The sequence below is a fragment of the Achromobacter aegrifaciens genome (genome assembly GCF_902859965.1).
Taxonomy (GTDB): Bacteria; Pseudomonadota; Gammaproteobacteria; order Burkholderiales; family Burkholderiaceae_B; genus Achromobacter; species Achromobacter aegrifaciens.
Genome location: NZ_CADIKO010000001.1, coordinates 176,224 through 191,221, shown reverse-complemented (window position 1 = coordinate 191,221; position 14,998 = coordinate 176,224). Strand labels below are relative to the sequence as shown.

Here is a 14,998-nt window from a genome sequence, read left to right as displayed (position 1 = left end):
GTAGCTTTTATCTGCATTTTCATCCGCATTGCTTGGGCGATCGGTCGATCGCGCGCCACTCCTTCAGCAGCGCATGGCGGCGCTTGGGATAACGCTCACCGGGCGTCAGCGTGGCGATGCGATCGGTGCGGAAATGGCGGAAGTCCTGGCGCAGTTCGCACCAGGCCATGACGATGCGCACGCTGTCGAAAAACCCCAGCGCGAACGGCCAGATCACCCGCGCGGAATCGGCGCCCTTGTCGTCGCGGTACGTGATGTCGATCTTCTGTTCGCAGCGTATGGCGTGGCGGATCAGCGACAGGTCCACGCGGTCCACCACCTGCATCGCGCTGGGCCCGACCAGCAGCGGTATCGCATCCAGCCCGTCGCGCATTTCCGCCGGCAGCACCGCGCCGATCTTGGCCAGCGCGTTGCTCGCCGCCTGCGCCAGGCGCGGGTCGGCCCGGTCCGCGACCCAGCGCGTGCCCAGCACCAGCGCCTCGATCTCCTCGGTGCTGAACATCAGCGGCGGCAGCATGAAACCGGGCCGCAGCACGTAGCCCACGCCCGGTTCGCCCTCGATCTCGGCGCCCTGCGATTGCAGGGTGGCGATGTCGCGGTAGAGCGTGCGTATGCTGACGCCCAGGTCGGCGGCCAGTTGGCGGCCGCTGACGGGGCGGCGATGGCAGCGCAAGGTCTGCATCAGGCCCAGGAGGCGTTCGGTGCGGGACATGGGGGCGGGCGGGGATGGAGGATCCATAATGCTGCCACGAAATGGCAGCAGGCGGGGCTCCGTCCGCAGCGGGATTTCAGGCCGGCGGCAGGGTCATCAGCCACTCGTGCACGCGCGCGGCCAGGTCCAGGCTGTTGCGGTCCATCATCAGCATGTGCGAATTGCCGGCGATGCCCAGCTCGGGCAGCGACAGCAAGGTGACGCAGGGATGCCGCCGCGCGAAATCGCGCACCCGCTCGCGCATGCGCGGCCAGCGCGGGTCCGTGTCCATGTTGTCGCCCATGAGGACCAGCGTGGGCGTGCGGTAGCCGGCGTCCAGTTGCGGGATGCTGGCCGGCTCCAGCGCCACCACGGCGCGCACCAGATCGGGCCGGGCGGCGGCCGCGCGGATGCCGAATACGCCCGCCTGCGAATGGCAGATGACGATCATGCGGCCGACCCGCTCCAGCAAGGCCAGATAGCCGCGCAGGACGGCGGCGTCGGTATGCACCCAGCGCGGCACCATCTGCGCGGCCAGCTCGCCGAAGGCTTGCACCGGGAACTGCGTGTTGCCATAGGCGCTGCCGGGGCCGGGGCGCGTGCCCGGGCGGCCGATGCGAAAGCGCGTGTAGCAGTCTTCCTGCGCCTGCACGATGGGCCCTTCCGGCCAGATCTCGGGGACCGGCGCGTAGCCTGAGCGGCCGCGTTCCACGGCATCGCACAGATAGGCGTCCCAGCCGCGGCGCAGGAAGGCATGGAGCCAGCCCTGGCGGCCATCGGGCGTGGTCTCCCACGCCGCGCCGGTCATGCCGCCGCCATGCCAGAAGGCCAGCGGCGGGCGGCCACTGGCCGGCTCGGCCAGGAAGTACTGCGCATACATCTGCTCGACGCGGTAGGTGCCGTTGGGGTCCAGCGCGACGGGCTGGCCGCCTTCGGCCATCACCACCTCGCGCCGCGGCAGGCCCGACAGGCTGACCTCGCGTCCGCCCACGTGGAAGGCGCCCATGTCGCGCAGCCGGATCGGCGCGAGCGCGTCCGATGCGTCGCGGCCGGGTTCGTCCGTCATCATTCGGCCCGGATGCGGTTGGCCTGGATCACGTCTTTCCAGCGCGCGGTCTCGGCCACCACAAAGTCGCCCAGCGCCTGGCGCGGCCCGGCGGCAGTCTCCACGCCCAATTCGCGCATCTTGGCGGCGACCTCCGGCGCCTGCAAGGCGTCGTTGAAGGCTTGGTGCAGCGCGGCCAGCGTGGCGTCCGGCGTGCCGGCCGGCGCCATGATGCCGAACCAGGGCGTGATCAGGAAATCGGCCACGCCGGCTTCGGCGAAGGTCGGCACGTCTGGAATGGCCGGCGCGCGCTTGGCGCTGGCCACGGCCAGCGCCCGCAGCTTGCCCGCGCGGATGTTCGCCAGCGAAGCCGGCAGGTTGTCGAAATACATGTCGACCTGGCCGCCCAGCAGGTCGGCCGCGACCTGACCGGCGCCCTTGTAGGGAATGTGCGCCACATCGATGCCGGTGCGCAGCTTCAGCAATTCGGTGGCCAGGTGGGCCGAGCCGCCCACGCCCGACGAGGCCGAGTTCAGCTTGCCCGGATGGGCGCGGGCGTAGGCCAGCAGCTCAGCCACGGTCTGCGCTGGCACCTTGGGATTGACGACCAGCACGCTGGGCACCGTCCCGACCATGGCGACGGGCGCGAAGTCCTTGACGATGTCGTAGGGAGCGGGCTGGTAGAGCGAGGGCGCGACCGTGCAGCCGAAGGCGCACATCAGCAATGTGTAGCCGTCGGGCGCGGCGCGCGCCACCGCCTGCGCGCCGATATTGCCGCCGGCGCCGGCGCGGTTTTCCACGATCAGAGGCTGGCCCAGACGCTTGGCCAGGCTGTCGCTGAGGATGCGGGCCAGGATGTCGGGCGTGCCGCCGGCGGGGAAGGGCACCACCAGCGTCACGGGACGTTCGGGAAAGCCCGCCGCAGCGGCCGGCTGTGCGGCGCCCAGTAGCAGCGCAGCTCCGGTGAGCGCGGCCGCCATCCAGCGGCGGGGGGAAGCGCGCCAGCGCGCGGCGGTCAGGCCCAGGGGGATCATTGCGGCAGTCTCCGGAAAGTCGGGTCGGGTGCGGAAGGCCCCGATCTGCCGCGGACTGTAGCCAAGGCTGACCGCCTTGCCCAATGCTGGCTGCGCAAGCCGTATATGTCGAAAACGGTATGGAATTTTCAATGCATGCATTTCAGGCATAGTATGGGCGGCATGAGCGACGCCCAATCCTTGCCCTATCTGCGCCGGCTGGACATGAACCTGCTGCTGACGTTCGACGTCCTGATGCGCACTCGCAGCGCCACCGCCAGTTCAGCCCTGCTGCATAAGACGCAGCCCGCCATCAGCCGTGACCTGGCGCGCCTGCGCCGCCGGCTGGAAGATCCCTTGCTGGTGGTGGTGAAGGGCCGATTCATTCCGACGGAGCGGGCGCTCGAACTGCATTCGGCGGTGCATGACGCGCTGGCGCAGATCGAAGCGGCGCTGCGTCCGGCCGAGGCTTTCGACCCGGCCAAGGCCAGCGGCGTGGTCAATATCGGCACCGGCGCGCATAGCGAGATCCTGCTGGCAGCGCCGCTGATCGAACGTCTGCACCGCGCCGCGCCAGGCATCACACTGCGCTTCCAGTCGGTGCACGGAGACTTCGTGCCGGACGATCTGGACGCGGAGCGGTTGGACATGGCCATCGGCCTGTTCGGCAAGGTGCCGGCGCGTTTTCATCGGGATACGCTGCTGAAGGACCGGCGCGTGTGCGTGGTGTCGGCGCGGCATCCCTGGGCAGGCAAGCGCGCGCTGGCGCTGGCGGATCTGCCGTCCATCAAGTGGTTCGCCTTCGCGCACATGTATGGCCGGGAAACCAACTTCGACCGCGCGCTTAAGCCGGATGCCAGCCGGCTGGAATTTTCGGCCTACCTGTCCGGCTTCGGCATCACGCCCTATGTGCTGCTGGACACTGATTACGCCACCACCATGCCGGCCAGCGTGGCGCAGGTGCATGGCCGGCATTTCCCGCTGGCGACGCTGGAACTGCCTGCCAGCCTGCGCAAGATCGAACTGGTGATGGTGTGGCCGCGGCGCCTGCATACGTCGCCGTTGCAGGCCTGGCTGCGCGGGCAGATCCGCGAGGTGCTGCGGGAACGCGTGGACGCTCCCGCAGCCAGTGCGGCTTAGGAACCGACCTTCTTGCCAGTCGCCACGTCGATGGCCGAGCCGTCTTCCAGGCTGACGCGGTAGATCTCGCGCACCACGTTGCCGGCGAAGCCGATCTCGACGATGGACACGTCCTTGAAGGTGGTGTTGATGCCGTCCGGCAGCACGGCGTTGAACTTGTCGGACTCCTGCTTCATGGCGTCCTGCAGGCGCGTGTCGTACATCGCCATGCTGTAGACCAGGGTGGTGTGCGGATTGTGCGCGCGCACTTCCTTGCCGTCCTGCATGATGTTCACGCCGCTCACGCCCATGGTCTTGACCAGGTCTTTCCCGGCGTCGCCCATCTTGGCGTAGACCGGGCCGGTGACGCGCGGCAAGGGGCCGTCGCGCAGCGGCGCTAGGGCGGCGGTGGCGACGGTGTTGTAGCGCATCATGTCCTCGAAGCCCTGGCCGCTCTTGACCACGCCCAGGTCCAGCCACCACGGATGGCCCGCGCCCTTGGCGGCTTCGGTGGGATAGAAGTTCTTCAGCGTGACCTGCAGCGGGGCCGGCGGCTTGGGCAGGGCCTTGAGCATGCGGGCGGGCGTTTGCGGGTCGGCGCTGTGGATGTGCACCACCGTCACGTGCGGCATGTTGGGCGTTTCGGCCTCGGTCTTAAGGCCCAGCTTGAGCAGGTCGGCTTTCAGCGTGCCATTGATCTTGGCGTCCAGGATGGCGTTGACGTCCTGTGGCAGACGGTAGACCACGCCATAGGTCGCCTTGTGTTCTCGGAACCCGGTCTGGTCCAGGGCGCTGTTGTCGATGGGGGCGGCGGCATGCGCGCCCGAGGCGGATACGAACAGGCCGAGGGCGGCCAGCTGGAAGACACGCTTGATCATGGAGATTCCTTTTGTTTGTGTAGGCCCGCGAGAGTCATCCGCAGTGTGGCCAGCGCGGATGTAATGCGTATTGCACCAAGCAAAAGAATTCCGATACCAGCCTGCGCATGCCCGATAGCTGGCGGGCGCCGGCTGATATCCGCCTACGCAAAAAAGACGATGGCCACGATGGCGATGCCCAGCAGCAGGTTGATGCCGACCCAGCGGCGTATGCCGCCCATGGCCTGGCCGCCCTGGGGCCAGTCGGATGCGGCGACCGCCGCTCGCAACTGCGGGTAGAGCACGAAGCGGATGTAGGCGTAGATGGCCGTCATGACCAGGCCGCCCGAGGCCATGAGGGTCCAGCTGCGCGGCATGAAGAAGGAGCCGCCCGTCTGCGCGGCCTGGCTCGCTTCCTGGCCGATCATGAGCGCGCCCGAAAACAGGATCAGCACGATGGCCGCCAGCACGGCATTCAGGAATGGCCCCAGCACCGACGCCATCAGCCGCAGCCGGACCGGCGGTTCCAGTTGCGCGGCCGCCGGCCGCAGGAAACAGTGCGCGAACAGCATGCCCCCGACCCAGAGGATCACGGCCATCAGGTGGATGAATTTGAGCGCGGCATAGAGCATGGGGCAGGCCTGTAGGGAGGAATCCGTCCCCATCATATCGCCGTCAAGCGCGGCGCGCGGACTTGACCGGAATCATGGTTTTGCATTTAGAATGAGATTGATTTCTATTTGTGATTGACAGTTCAGGGAGCCACCCGTGCCGAATCCCGCGGTCGCCGCCAGCGACAACGTCCAACTGCTGTACCGCGCTCATCACGGATGGCTGCATGGCTGGCTGCGCGCCAAGCTGGGCAACAGCTTCGACGCGGCCGATCTGGCGCAGGACACCTTCGTGCGGGTGCTGCGCCACCGCCATGAACTGGACGCCCTGCGCGAACCGCGCGCCTATCTCACCACCATCGCCAAGCGCCTGCTGCTGAATCACCACCGGCGGCGCTCGGTGGAGCAGGCCTATCTGGAAGCCCTGGCCCTGATGCCAGAGGCGCTGGCGCCCTCGGCCGAACAGCGCCTGATCATCCTGGAAACGCTGCAGGAAATCGACGAGATGCTGGCTGGCCTGTCCCTGCCGGCCCGCCAGGCCTTCCTGATGGCGCAGCTGGAAGGACTGAGCCATGGCGAAATCGCCGCCCGCCTCAACGTGTCGCTGCGCACCGTGCACCGTTACATCGCCAAGGGATTCGAACAATGCATCATGGCGTCGATCTGAGCGCCCAGGCCGAGGTGGCGTCCGAACTGCCCGCCGTCGAACGCAGCGTGGCGCGCGAGGCCGCGCGCTGGCTGCTGCGGCTGAGTTCGGGCCGCGCAACCGACGCCGACCAGCGGGCCTGTGAACTGTGGCGCGCCAGCAAGGCCGAGCACGAGCACGCCTGGCAGCGCGCGCAGCGCGTGAACGAACGCTTCGGCCTGATCCCGGCGGCGCTGGGTATGGCGACCTTGAACCGGCCCGAGCTCAGAAGCCGCCGCGCCGCGCTCAAGACACTGATTGCGCTGGTGGTGGCCGGTCCTGTCGGCTGGGCCGCCTGGCGCGCCGATCCGCTCGACTGGACCGCGGACTACCGCAGCGCGCCGGGCGAGCGGCGCGAAGTGGCGTTGGCGGATGGATCCACGCTGCTGCTGAACACAGCCAGCGCCGTCGACGTGATGTACAGCTCCACGGCCCGGCTGGTGCGCCTGCGCGCCGGCGAGATCGCGGTGCATGCCGTGGCCGACACGGCGCCTGCGCCGCGGCCCTTCGTGGTGCGCACGAGCCAGGGAGACATCGAGGCGCAGTCCTCGCGTTTCTGCGTGCGCCAGGAAGGCGGCCTGTGCCGCGTCAGCGTGCAGGAAGGGCGGGTCCGCGTCGGTAGCGCCGCGCATCCGCGCAGCCTGATCAGCCTGGAAGCTGGCCAACAGAGCAGCCTGACGGACGAGGGCGCATCGCCGCCATCCCCCGCGGACCCGCATGCCAGCGACTGGCAGCGCGGCGTGCTGTACGCCAACCGCATGCGGTTGGACGCCTTTGCCGCCGAACTGGGCCGCTACCGTTCCGGCATCCTGCGTTGCGATCCCGAGGCGGCGCATTTGCGCATCTCGGGCGCGTTCCAGGTGCGCGACACCGATGCGGTCCTGGCGGCACTGCCTGCGACCTTGCCGGTGCAGGTGCGCTACCGCACGCCGTACTGGGTGACGATCACCTTGCGCGCGGCAGCCGAGGCCTGAACCCGCGCTGTTACAAAAAAGTGGAGGGCCAGCTGTCCGATTCGGATTTCACGAGGGTCATGGTCTGTAGAGGCAAACGAATGCCGACACCTTTTGGATCGAAAGGACGACCATGGCTTATCTCCCCGCCGGCCGCGCAAGCGGCTCCCGACCAGCCCGAGGCCTGCAATGCCGCATGACGCATCTAGCCGCCGCCGTGCAGGCCGCCCTGGCGCTGGCCGCGCTGTCCGCCGCCTTGCTGCCCGCAAGCGCCGCGTGGGCGCAATCCGCGCAGCAGACGCAGGCGCGCGGCTATCGCATTCCCGCGGGCACGCTGGCCGAGGCGTTGCCGCGCTTTGCCGACAGCGCGGGCGTGACGGTGCTGTTCGACGCGGCGCTGGTGGGCCAGCGCCGCACGGCGGGGCTCGATGGGGTCTATTCCGTGAATGAGGGCTTTGCGCGCCTGCTGGCGGGCAGCGGCCTGGGCGTGCAGGAGCGCAGCGCCCGCGTCTACGTGTTGCAGGCATTGCCCGCGGATGTGACGCAGTTGGCGCCCGTCCAGGTGGAAGGCGAGGGCGCGCCGGTCGCGCCGGCCTGGGAAACCAGCACCGACCGCAAGCGCCTGGACGAACTTCAGGTCAAGAACTGGAGCGATTTCGGCAAGCGCGCCGAGCCCGGCGTGAGCTTCAACCGCACGACCAACAGCATCAACATCCGCGGCCTGGATCAGGATCGCGTGCTGACGCGCGTGGACGGCATCCGCCTGCCGTGGCTGGACGACGGCGCGCGCGGCCTGAAGGGCGGGCTGGAAGCGGTGGATTTCAACAGCCTGTCGCGGCTGGACATCGTGCGCGGCGCCGACGCCAGCGGCGGCGGTTCCGGCGCGATTTCCGGCACTGCCGACCTGTACACGCTGCAACCGTCGGACCTACTGACAGACGGCAAGACCTTCGGCGCGCTGGCCAAGACCGACTACGACACGGCCGACAGCAGCTGGGGCGCCAACGCCGCCCTGGCGGGCCAGATCCACAGCAATACGTTCTGGCTGGTGCAGGCGGGCGTACGCAACGGCCATGCCCTGGACAACCGCGGCGACGTGGGCGGCTACGGACCCAAGCGCAGCGAACCCAGCCCGGAAGACTACGACCAGCGCAGCTTCCTGCTGAAGCTGCAGCAGCGCGTCGAAGGCGGCCACCGCTTCGGCCTGACCGGCGAATACTTCAAGCGCAACGCCGACATCGACAATATGTTCGAGCAGGGCGCGGGCACCAGCTATCTGTACGGCGAGAACAGCACCCGCAAGGAAACCGAGCGCCAACGGGTGTCGTTCGATTACTCGTACAAGGCGCCCGGTGCGGACAGCCTGATCGACACGGCCACCGCGGTTCTCTACTGGCAGCGCCTGCAGCTGGACAGCTCGCTGAGCGGCGTGCGCAGCGTCGATTCCCGGGCCTACGCCATACCGGGCGATCCGTTCCGTTACGGCTATCCCAGCGGGCCTTATGGCCGCAGCAACTCCATCCGGCAGACCATGTTCGGCGCCAATGCCGAAGTCACCAAGCGCCTGGCGGGCGCCTCGGTGTCGCAGTTGTGGACCGTAGGCGGGGAGTGGTATGGCAACAAGACCGAGCAGTATTCCGGCGGCTACGACAATTGTCCCGTGATCCCTCCCGGCGCACCGCGGCCGATTTTCGGCCCGCGCCTGTGCGACATGCTGCACACCAACCAGGCCGATGTGCCGCAATCCAAGGGCAATCAATGGGCCCTGTGGGTGCAGGACGAATTCAGCTTCGCCGACGGCCGCTACACCATCATGCCGGCGCTGCGCTACGACCACTACGAACAGAAGCCGCAGTCCACGGCCAGCTACGAAAGCAATCCGAACGCAGGCGCGCTGCCGCCGTCCAACAGCGGCAGCCGTTTCTCGCCCAAGCTGCTGGCCACCTGGAAGGCCGCGGATGAGCTGAGCCTCTACGCGCAATACGCCTACGGCTTCAAGGCGCCCAGCCCGACCCAGCTCTACACCAACTACGGCGGCCCCGGCACCTACCTGCGCGTGGGCAATCCCTATCTGAAGCCCGAAACCAGCAAGGGCTGGGAGCTGGGCGCCAAGATCGGTTCCGATTCCCTGGGCGGCGCGGTATCGTTGTTCGACAACCGCTACCAGAACTTCATCGATGGCGACGTGCCGCTGAACGCGTCCTCGCCCCAGTGGCAGCCGGGCTGGGCCGGACAGTATCCCTTGGGCGTGACCGGCAACGTCAACCGCGCCAAGGTGCGCATCTATGGCGCCGAAGCCAGCGCGCACTGGAAGTTTTCGCCAGGCTGGCGCACCTGGGGCTCGCTGGCGTGGGCCGTGGGCAAGGACGAGAGCACGGGGCAGTACCTGAACTCGGTGGCGCCGCTGAAGGCGGTGCTGGGCCTGGGCTACGGCCGCGACGTGTGGGGCGTGGACGCCATGCTGACCACCGCCCTGAAGCGCGACAAGGTCGAGTATCCCGAGGCCACGGCCACGGCGCGCAATCCCGATTTCCAGGCGCCCGGCTACGGCGTGGTGGACCTGATGGGCTATTGGCGTCCGGCCGCGGTGAAGGGGCTGCAGGTGCAGGCAGGCGTTTTCAATCTGTTCGACAAGAAGTATTGGGAGGCCATCAACGTGCCGACCGCCGGCGCCATCGCCATTCCGCGACCGGTCGATTGGTACACGGAACCGGGACGCAGCCTGCGCGTCTCACTGACATACCAGTATTGATCCTGACCCGCCGCCGGTCCGGGCAATGCCGGGACGGCGGCGGTCTACGCAAACCTTAGCAACGGCCGGAGGGCCCACGATGAGCAACACCGATTTCATGTCCCGCGCCCAGGAACTGCGCGCTCGCAACGAGGCCCTGGCCGCCTCGCAACCCAAGCTGCGCGCCCGCAACCTGGCGCAATCGCTGGGAGTGTCCGAAGCCGAGTGGGTCGCGGCCGAATGCAGCGGCCTGAAGGCCACCGCCCTGCACGGCACGCCCCAGGAGATCTTCCGCGAACTGGGCACGCTGGGCCCGGTCATGGCGCTGACGCGCAACGACTGGTGTGTGCACGAGCGTCACGGCGTGTATGAGGACATCCAGGCCGACGGTCCGGTAGGCCTGGTGCTGGGGCCGGACATCGACCTGCGTGTTTTCTTCACGGCCTGGAAGTCGGCCTGGGCGGTCGAGCAGGACGGCCGCCACAGCCTGCAGTTCTTCGACGGCGCGGGCGTGGCGGTGCACAAGGTCTACCGCACCGACGCCACCGATGCCTCCGCCTACGATGCCCTGGTCGCCAAGTTCGCGGGCGAGGCGCAATGGCCCGAGACCCAGCCCTATGCGCCCGCCGCCGACGCCGACCGGGTCGAGGACGGCGCGCAATGGCGCGAGGCCTGGCTGGGCATGCAGGACACGCACGAATTCTTCCCCTTGCTGCGCAAGTTCAAGGTGTCGCGCCTGGCCGCCCTGGCGGCCGCGGGCGAGGACCTGGCGCAGCAGGTGCCGGCCGATGCCGTCGAACGCATGCTGGAATCCGCGGCGCAGTCCGGGCTGTCCATCATGTGCTTCGTGGGCAACCGCGGCATGATCCAGATCCATACCGGCCCGGTGCAGCAATTGCGCCGCACCGGCCCCTGGTACAACGTGCTGGACCCCAAGTTCAACCTGCACCTGGACACCACCGCCATCGCGTCCGCCTGGGTGGTGAACAAGCCGACCACGGACGGCTGGGTCACCTCGCTGGAGCTGTATTCCGCCACCGGCGACCTGATCGCGCAGTTCTTCGGCGAGCGCAAGCCCGGCAAGCCGGAGCTGGCGCAATGGCGCGAACTGATGATCAGCCTGTGCAGCGTGCCGCTGGCCGCCTGAGCCCATAAGGACGTAGCGATGAAAAAATGGTTGGCAATGGCGGCGGGCTGGGCAATCGCGCTCGGCGCGTACGCGGCGCCGCCCGCCCGGGTGGTGACCCTGGGCGGCACCGTGACCGAGATCGTGTATCAGCTGGGGCAGGGCGACAAGCTGGTGGGAGACGATCTCTCCAGCCTCTATCCCGAGGCCGCGACCAAGCTGCCGCGCGTCGGCTACTACCGTTCGGTACCGGTGGAAGGCGTCTTGTCGCTCAAGCCCGATCTGGTGCTGGCTTCCGAGCAGGCCGGACCGCCGGACGCGCTCAAGCGCCTGGCGGATGTCGGCGTGCGCGTCGTCACCGTGTCGGACGCGCCGTCGGTGGATTCGCTCAAGTCGCGCATCCGCAGCATTGCCGATGCGCTGGGCGTGGCGCCGGCGGGCGAACGCATGGTGGAAGACGTCACGCGCGAGCTCGCGCGCGCCGAGGCGGTACCCGCGACGCGCGCGCGGGCGCTGCTGCTGATCAATCGCACAGGCTCGCCGCAAGGCGCCGGCCGCGACACCGCCGCCAACGAAGTCATGCACCTGGCGGGGCTGGTGAACGTGCTGCAAGACCAGCATGGCTACAAGCCCTTGTCGGCCGAGGCCATGGGGGCGCTGGCGCCCGACCTGATCATCGTGACGCAGGCATCGCTGGACGCCGGCGGCGGCATGGACGCCTTCCTGCGCATGCCTGGCATCGCATCCACCCAGGCGGCGGCGAAGCGGCGCGTCGTCGTGATGGACGACCTGCTCATCCTGGGCATGGGACCGCGCCTGCCGCTGGCGCTGACCCAGCTCAAGCAGGAGGTTGCGCATGTCATGGCGCGTTAGCGCGCCGCTGGCGTTGGGCCTGCTGGCAGCGGCCCTGATGCTGGCCGTGGTGGCCGCCACCGCCAACGGCGCGGTGGCGATCCCCTTGCGCGAGCTGCCGTCCCTGCTGTGGGGCGCGCCCACGCCGGAGACTGCCCTGTGGCGCAATGTGCTGATCGACATCCGCTTGCCGCGCGTGCTGTTCGCGCTGGTGGCGGGCGCGGGCCTGGCGGTGTCCGGCGCGGCCATGCAGGCGCTGTTCCGCAATCCGCTGGCCGAACCCGGCCTGATCGGCATCTCGGCGGGCGGCGCGCTGGGGGCGGTGGCCGCCATCGTGCTGACGTCCGGCGGCTTCTGGATCACCGCGCCTGCCGCCTTCGCCGGCAGCCTGCTGGCCACGCTTTGCGCCTACGCGGTGGGCCGGCGCGTGCCGGGCGTGGCGGGCCTGTTGCTGGCAGGCGTGGCCATCACGGCCATGGCGTTCAGCCTGATCGGCCTGTTCACCTTCGTCGCCACCGACGCGCAGCTGCGCGACCTGACGTTCTGGAACATGGGCAGCCTGGGCGGCGCGAACTGGAAGGTGCTGGCCTTCCTGGGACCCTGGGTGCTGCTGGTGAGCCTGTGGCTGATGAGCCAGTGGCGCGTCATGAACGCGCTGCTGCTGGGCGAGCGCGAGGCCCAGCATCTGGGCTACACGCTCAAGCGCGTGCGGGCCAGGCTGGTGCTGGCCAGCGCGCTCATCGTCGGGCCCCTGGTCGCCGCCACGGGCACCATTGTCTTCGTCGGCCTGGTGGTGCCGCACCTGGTGCGCATGACGCTGGGCGCCAATCACCGCTGGCTGCTGCCTGCGACCATCCTGGCCGGCGGCCTGGCGCTGATCCTCGCGGATTGGCTGGCGCGTACCGTGGTGGTGCCGGCGGAGCTGCCTATCGGCCTGGTGACGGGCCTGGTGGGCGGGCCGTTCTTTCTGTGGCTGCTGGCGCGCGGACGGAGGATAGGATGACGCTAACCGCGCAAAACGTGACGGTGAATCGCGGCGCAGCGCGCATTCTCACCGATGTATCGCTGGACATTCGTCCGGGAGAAGTCGTGGGCCTGCTGGGGGCCAACGGCGCCGGCAAATCCACCTTGCTGGGCGTGTTGTCAGCGGAATTGCCTGCCGATGCGGGCCAGCTGAGTCTGGGCGAAACCTCGCTTGCCGCCATGCCGCACCGGCAGCAGGCGCGCCGCCGCGCCGTGCTGCCGCAAAAGCCGGGGCTGACCTTCGACCTGAGCGTGCGCGAGGTGGTCGCCATGGGCGCCTATCCGTTCCCGGAGTTGGCGCCATCCGTGGTGGACGCGCTGGTGACGCAAACGCTGGGCGAGGCCGACGCCGCGCATCTTGCCGGGCGGCGCTATCCCGAGCTGTCCGGCGGCGAACAGCAGCGCGTCCAGTTCGCCCGCGTACTGGTTCAATGCCATGCCGCGCGCGAACGCGACGAGCCGCGCTACCTCTTGCTGGACGAACCCACCGCCAGCCTGGATCCCAAGCACCAGGGCGACCTGCTGCGGCGCTCCTGGGAGCTGGCCCATGCCGGCAATACGGGTGTACTGGTGATCCTGCACGACATGAATCTGGCCGCCCGCTGGTGCGACCGCCTGCTGCTGCTCAGCGGCGGACGCGGCATCGCCCAGGGGACGCCGGCAGAGGTCCTGACGCCGGCCAATCTGTATCTGGCCTACGGTATCGACGCGCAGGTGATCGCGCATCCCCTGCAGGCCGGCCGCCTGCTGGTGCTGATGGCGTGACTCGGGCTGTGGGGCCGGTAAAATAGGCGTTACGCTGGTATTCGCCTTTTTCAACATTTACCCAACAGGACCCCGTGTCATGCCTACTTTTGACGTCGTCTCCGAAGTCGACAAACACGAACTCTCCAACGCTGTCGATCAAGCCAACCGCGAACTGGCCACCCGCTTCGATTTCAAGGGCACCGACGCCAAGTTCGAGCTCGACGAATTTGTCGTGACCCAGGTCGCTTCCAGCGCCTTCCAGCTCAAGCAGATGCTGGACATCCTGCGCGGCCGCCTGTCGGCCCGCGGCATCGACGTGCGCTGCCTGGACGTGGCCGATCCCCTTGAAAACCTGGGTGGCGCCCGCCAGAAGGTCACCATCAAGCAAGGCATCGAGCAGCCGGTGGCCAAGAAGCTCATCGCCGCCATCAAGAACGCCAAGCTCAAGGTGGAATCGCAGATCAACGGCGACAAGCTGCGCATCAGCGGCAAGAAGCGCGACGACCTGCAGACCGCCATCGCGCTGCTGAAGAAGACCGACGTCGACCTGCCGCTGCAGTTCGAAAACTTCCGCGACTGATCCGCCCCGCGCCAGGGTGCCGCGCACCCTGCGGACCTGGAGGGGCCATGGGACATTCCAACGAGTTGCAGCTGGTCGTCGAACTGGTGCGCGCCGGCGGCATGTCCGCCGCCGCCCGCGAGCTGGGCGTCACGCCGGCCGCGGTCAGCAAGCGGCTGGCCCAGATCGAGGCGCGGCTGGGCGTGCGGCTGGTCAATCGCAGCACGCGACGCCTGAGCCTGACCGCGGAAGGCGAGGTCTACCTGGAGAACGCCCGCCGCATCCTGGGCGAGATCGAAGACCTGGACCAGTTGATCGCCAGCCGCCAGGACAGTCCGCGCGGCCTGCTCAAGATCAACGCGCCGCTGGGTTTCGGCCGCAGCTACATCGCGCCCGCGATTGCGGAGTTCGCTCGGAAATATCCCGAGGTGTCGCTGCAATTGCAGCTGACCGACAGCCCGGCCGACTTCGTGCAGGACGCCGTCGATGTGGCCGTGCGCTTCGGCGACCTGCCCGACACCCGCCTCATCGCCCGCAAGATCGCGCCTAACCGGCGCCTGGTCTGCGCGTCGCCGGGCTACCTGAAGGCCCACGGAGTGCCTGCCACGCCGCACGACCTGGCGCGGCACCAGTGCATCGTGCTGCGGCAGAATGAAGCCGCGTACGGCCTGTGGCGTTTCACCAAGGGACGCCGCAGCGAGACCGTGAAGGTGCGCGGCAACCTCAGCAGCAATGACGGGGAAGTGACGCTGACCTGGGGCCTGGCCGGCCTGGGCATCCTGCAGCGCGCCGAATGGGATCTGGCGCGCTATCTGCGCAGCGGCAGGCTGGTGCAGGTGCTGGAAGACTACGCCTTGCCGCAAGCCGACATCTACGCTGTCTTTCCGGAACGGCACCACCTGTCGGCCAAGGTGCGCGTGTTCGTGGACTTCCTGGTGGCGTATTTCCGCAAGGGCGCGGAAGACCAGTGGTGAACCCGGGCCGCG

Annotated in this window: 15 protein-coding genes; 10 read left to right on the top strand and 5 right to left on the bottom strand. The window is 68.5% G+C overall.

The window, feature by feature from the left end; translation table 11 throughout:
- Positions 1-19 precede the first annotated feature (19 nt).
- The 3 genes from HV793_RS00960 to HV793_RS00950 form a co-directional block, all read right to left on the bottom strand.
- Positions 20-712, bottom strand: coding sequence for a helix-turn-helix transcriptional regulator (locus HV793_RS00960; protein ID WP_054451644.1), 693 nt, complete (start codon positions 710-712; stop codon positions 20-22).
- A 76-nt stretch (positions 713-788) separates the two neighbouring features.
- On the bottom strand, positions 789-1,760 hold the full coding sequence (locus HV793_RS00955; RefSeq protein ID WP_175212495.1) for an alpha/beta hydrolase: 972 nt from the start codon (positions 1,758-1,760) through the stop codon (positions 789-791).
- Complete coding sequence (locus HV793_RS00950; protein WP_119451776.1) at positions 1,757-2,770, bottom strand: tripartite tricarboxylate transporter substrate binding protein; 1,014 nt, start codon at positions 2,768-2,770, stop codon at positions 1,757-1,759. Before HV793_RS00950 ends, HV793_RS00955 begins: the two co-directional genes overlap by 4 nt.
- A gap of 162 nt (positions 2,771-2,932) precedes the next feature.
- Here HV793_RS00950 and HV793_RS00945 point away from each other — a divergent pair, with 162 nt between their 5' ends.
- Positions 2,933-3,889, top strand: coding sequence for a LysR family transcriptional regulator (locus HV793_RS00945; RefSeq protein WP_054452252.1), 957 nt, complete (start codon positions 2,933-2,935; stop codon positions 3,887-3,889).
- Here the strand turns inward: HV793_RS00945 and HV793_RS00940 are convergent.
- Positions 3,886-4,746: a hypothetical protein gene (locus HV793_RS00940; RefSeq protein WP_119451777.1), complete on the bottom strand. Its 861-nt coding sequence runs from the start codon at positions 4,744-4,746 to the stop codon at positions 3,886-3,888. The genes HV793_RS00945 and HV793_RS00940 overlap by 4 nt on opposite strands.
- Before the next feature lie 143 nt (positions 4,747-4,889).
- Positions 4,890-5,357 (bottom strand): CopD family protein, encoded by a 468-nt coding sequence (locus HV793_RS00935; RefSeq protein WP_054451642.1) that lies wholly within the window; start codon positions 5,355-5,357, stop codon positions 4,890-4,892.
- A gap of 136 nt (positions 5,358-5,493) precedes the next feature.
- Between HV793_RS00935 and HV793_RS00930 the strand changes: the two genes are divergently transcribed.
- From HV793_RS00930 to HV793_RS00890, 9 genes are all read left to right on the top strand, one after another.
- Positions 5,494-6,003, top strand: coding sequence for a sigma-70 family RNA polymerase sigma factor (locus HV793_RS00930; protein ID WP_054451641.1), 510 nt, complete (start codon positions 5,494-5,496; stop codon positions 6,001-6,003).
- Complete coding sequence (locus HV793_RS00925; RefSeq protein ID WP_175212494.1) at positions 5,982-6,995, top strand: FecR domain-containing protein; 1,014 nt, start codon at positions 5,982-5,984, stop codon at positions 6,993-6,995. The genes HV793_RS00930 and HV793_RS00925 overlap by 22 nt, the downstream gene beginning before the upstream one ends.
- Before the next feature lie 175 nt (positions 6,996-7,170).
- A complete protein-coding gene (locus tag HV793_RS00920) occupies positions 7,171-9,726 on the top strand; it encodes a TonB-dependent receptor (protein WP_244958561.1) in 2,556 nt (851 codons plus the stop codon).
- A gap of 79 nt (positions 9,727-9,805) precedes the next feature.
- Entirely contained in the window at positions 9,806-10,852 is a 1,047-nt protein-coding gene (locus HV793_RS00915; protein WP_125471911.1) for a hemin-degrading factor, read from the top strand.
- An 18-nt stretch (positions 10,853-10,870) separates the two neighbouring features.
- On the top strand, positions 10,871-11,704 hold the full coding sequence (locus HV793_RS00910; protein WP_175164005.1) for a heme/hemin ABC transporter substrate-binding protein: 834 nt from the start codon (positions 10,871-10,873) through the stop codon (positions 11,702-11,704).
- Between the two features lie 37 nt (positions 11,705-11,741).
- Positions 11,742-12,686 carry a FecCD family ABC transporter permease gene (locus tag HV793_RS00905; protein WP_119451788.1) on the top strand — a complete coding sequence of 315 codons (945 nt, stop codon included), beginning with the start codon at positions 11,742-11,744 and terminating at the stop codon, positions 12,684-12,686.
- Positions 12,683-13,471 carry a heme ABC transporter ATP-binding protein gene (locus HV793_RS00900; protein WP_119451781.1) on the top strand — a complete coding sequence of 263 codons (789 nt, stop codon included), beginning with the start codon at positions 12,683-12,685 and terminating at the stop codon, positions 13,469-13,471. Before HV793_RS00905 ends, HV793_RS00900 begins: the two co-directional genes overlap by 4 nt.
- Positions 13,472-13,550: 79 nt before the next feature.
- Complete coding sequence (locus HV793_RS00895) at positions 13,551-14,033, top strand: YajQ family cyclic di-GMP-binding protein (protein WP_054451634.1); 483 nt, start codon at positions 13,551-13,553, stop codon at positions 14,031-14,033.
- A gap of 47 nt (positions 14,034-14,080) precedes the next feature.
- Entirely contained in the window at positions 14,081-14,986 is a 906-nt protein-coding gene (locus HV793_RS00890) for a LysR family transcriptional regulator (RefSeq protein WP_054451633.1), read from the top strand.
- The last annotated feature ends 12 nt before the right edge of the window (positions 14,987-14,998 follow it).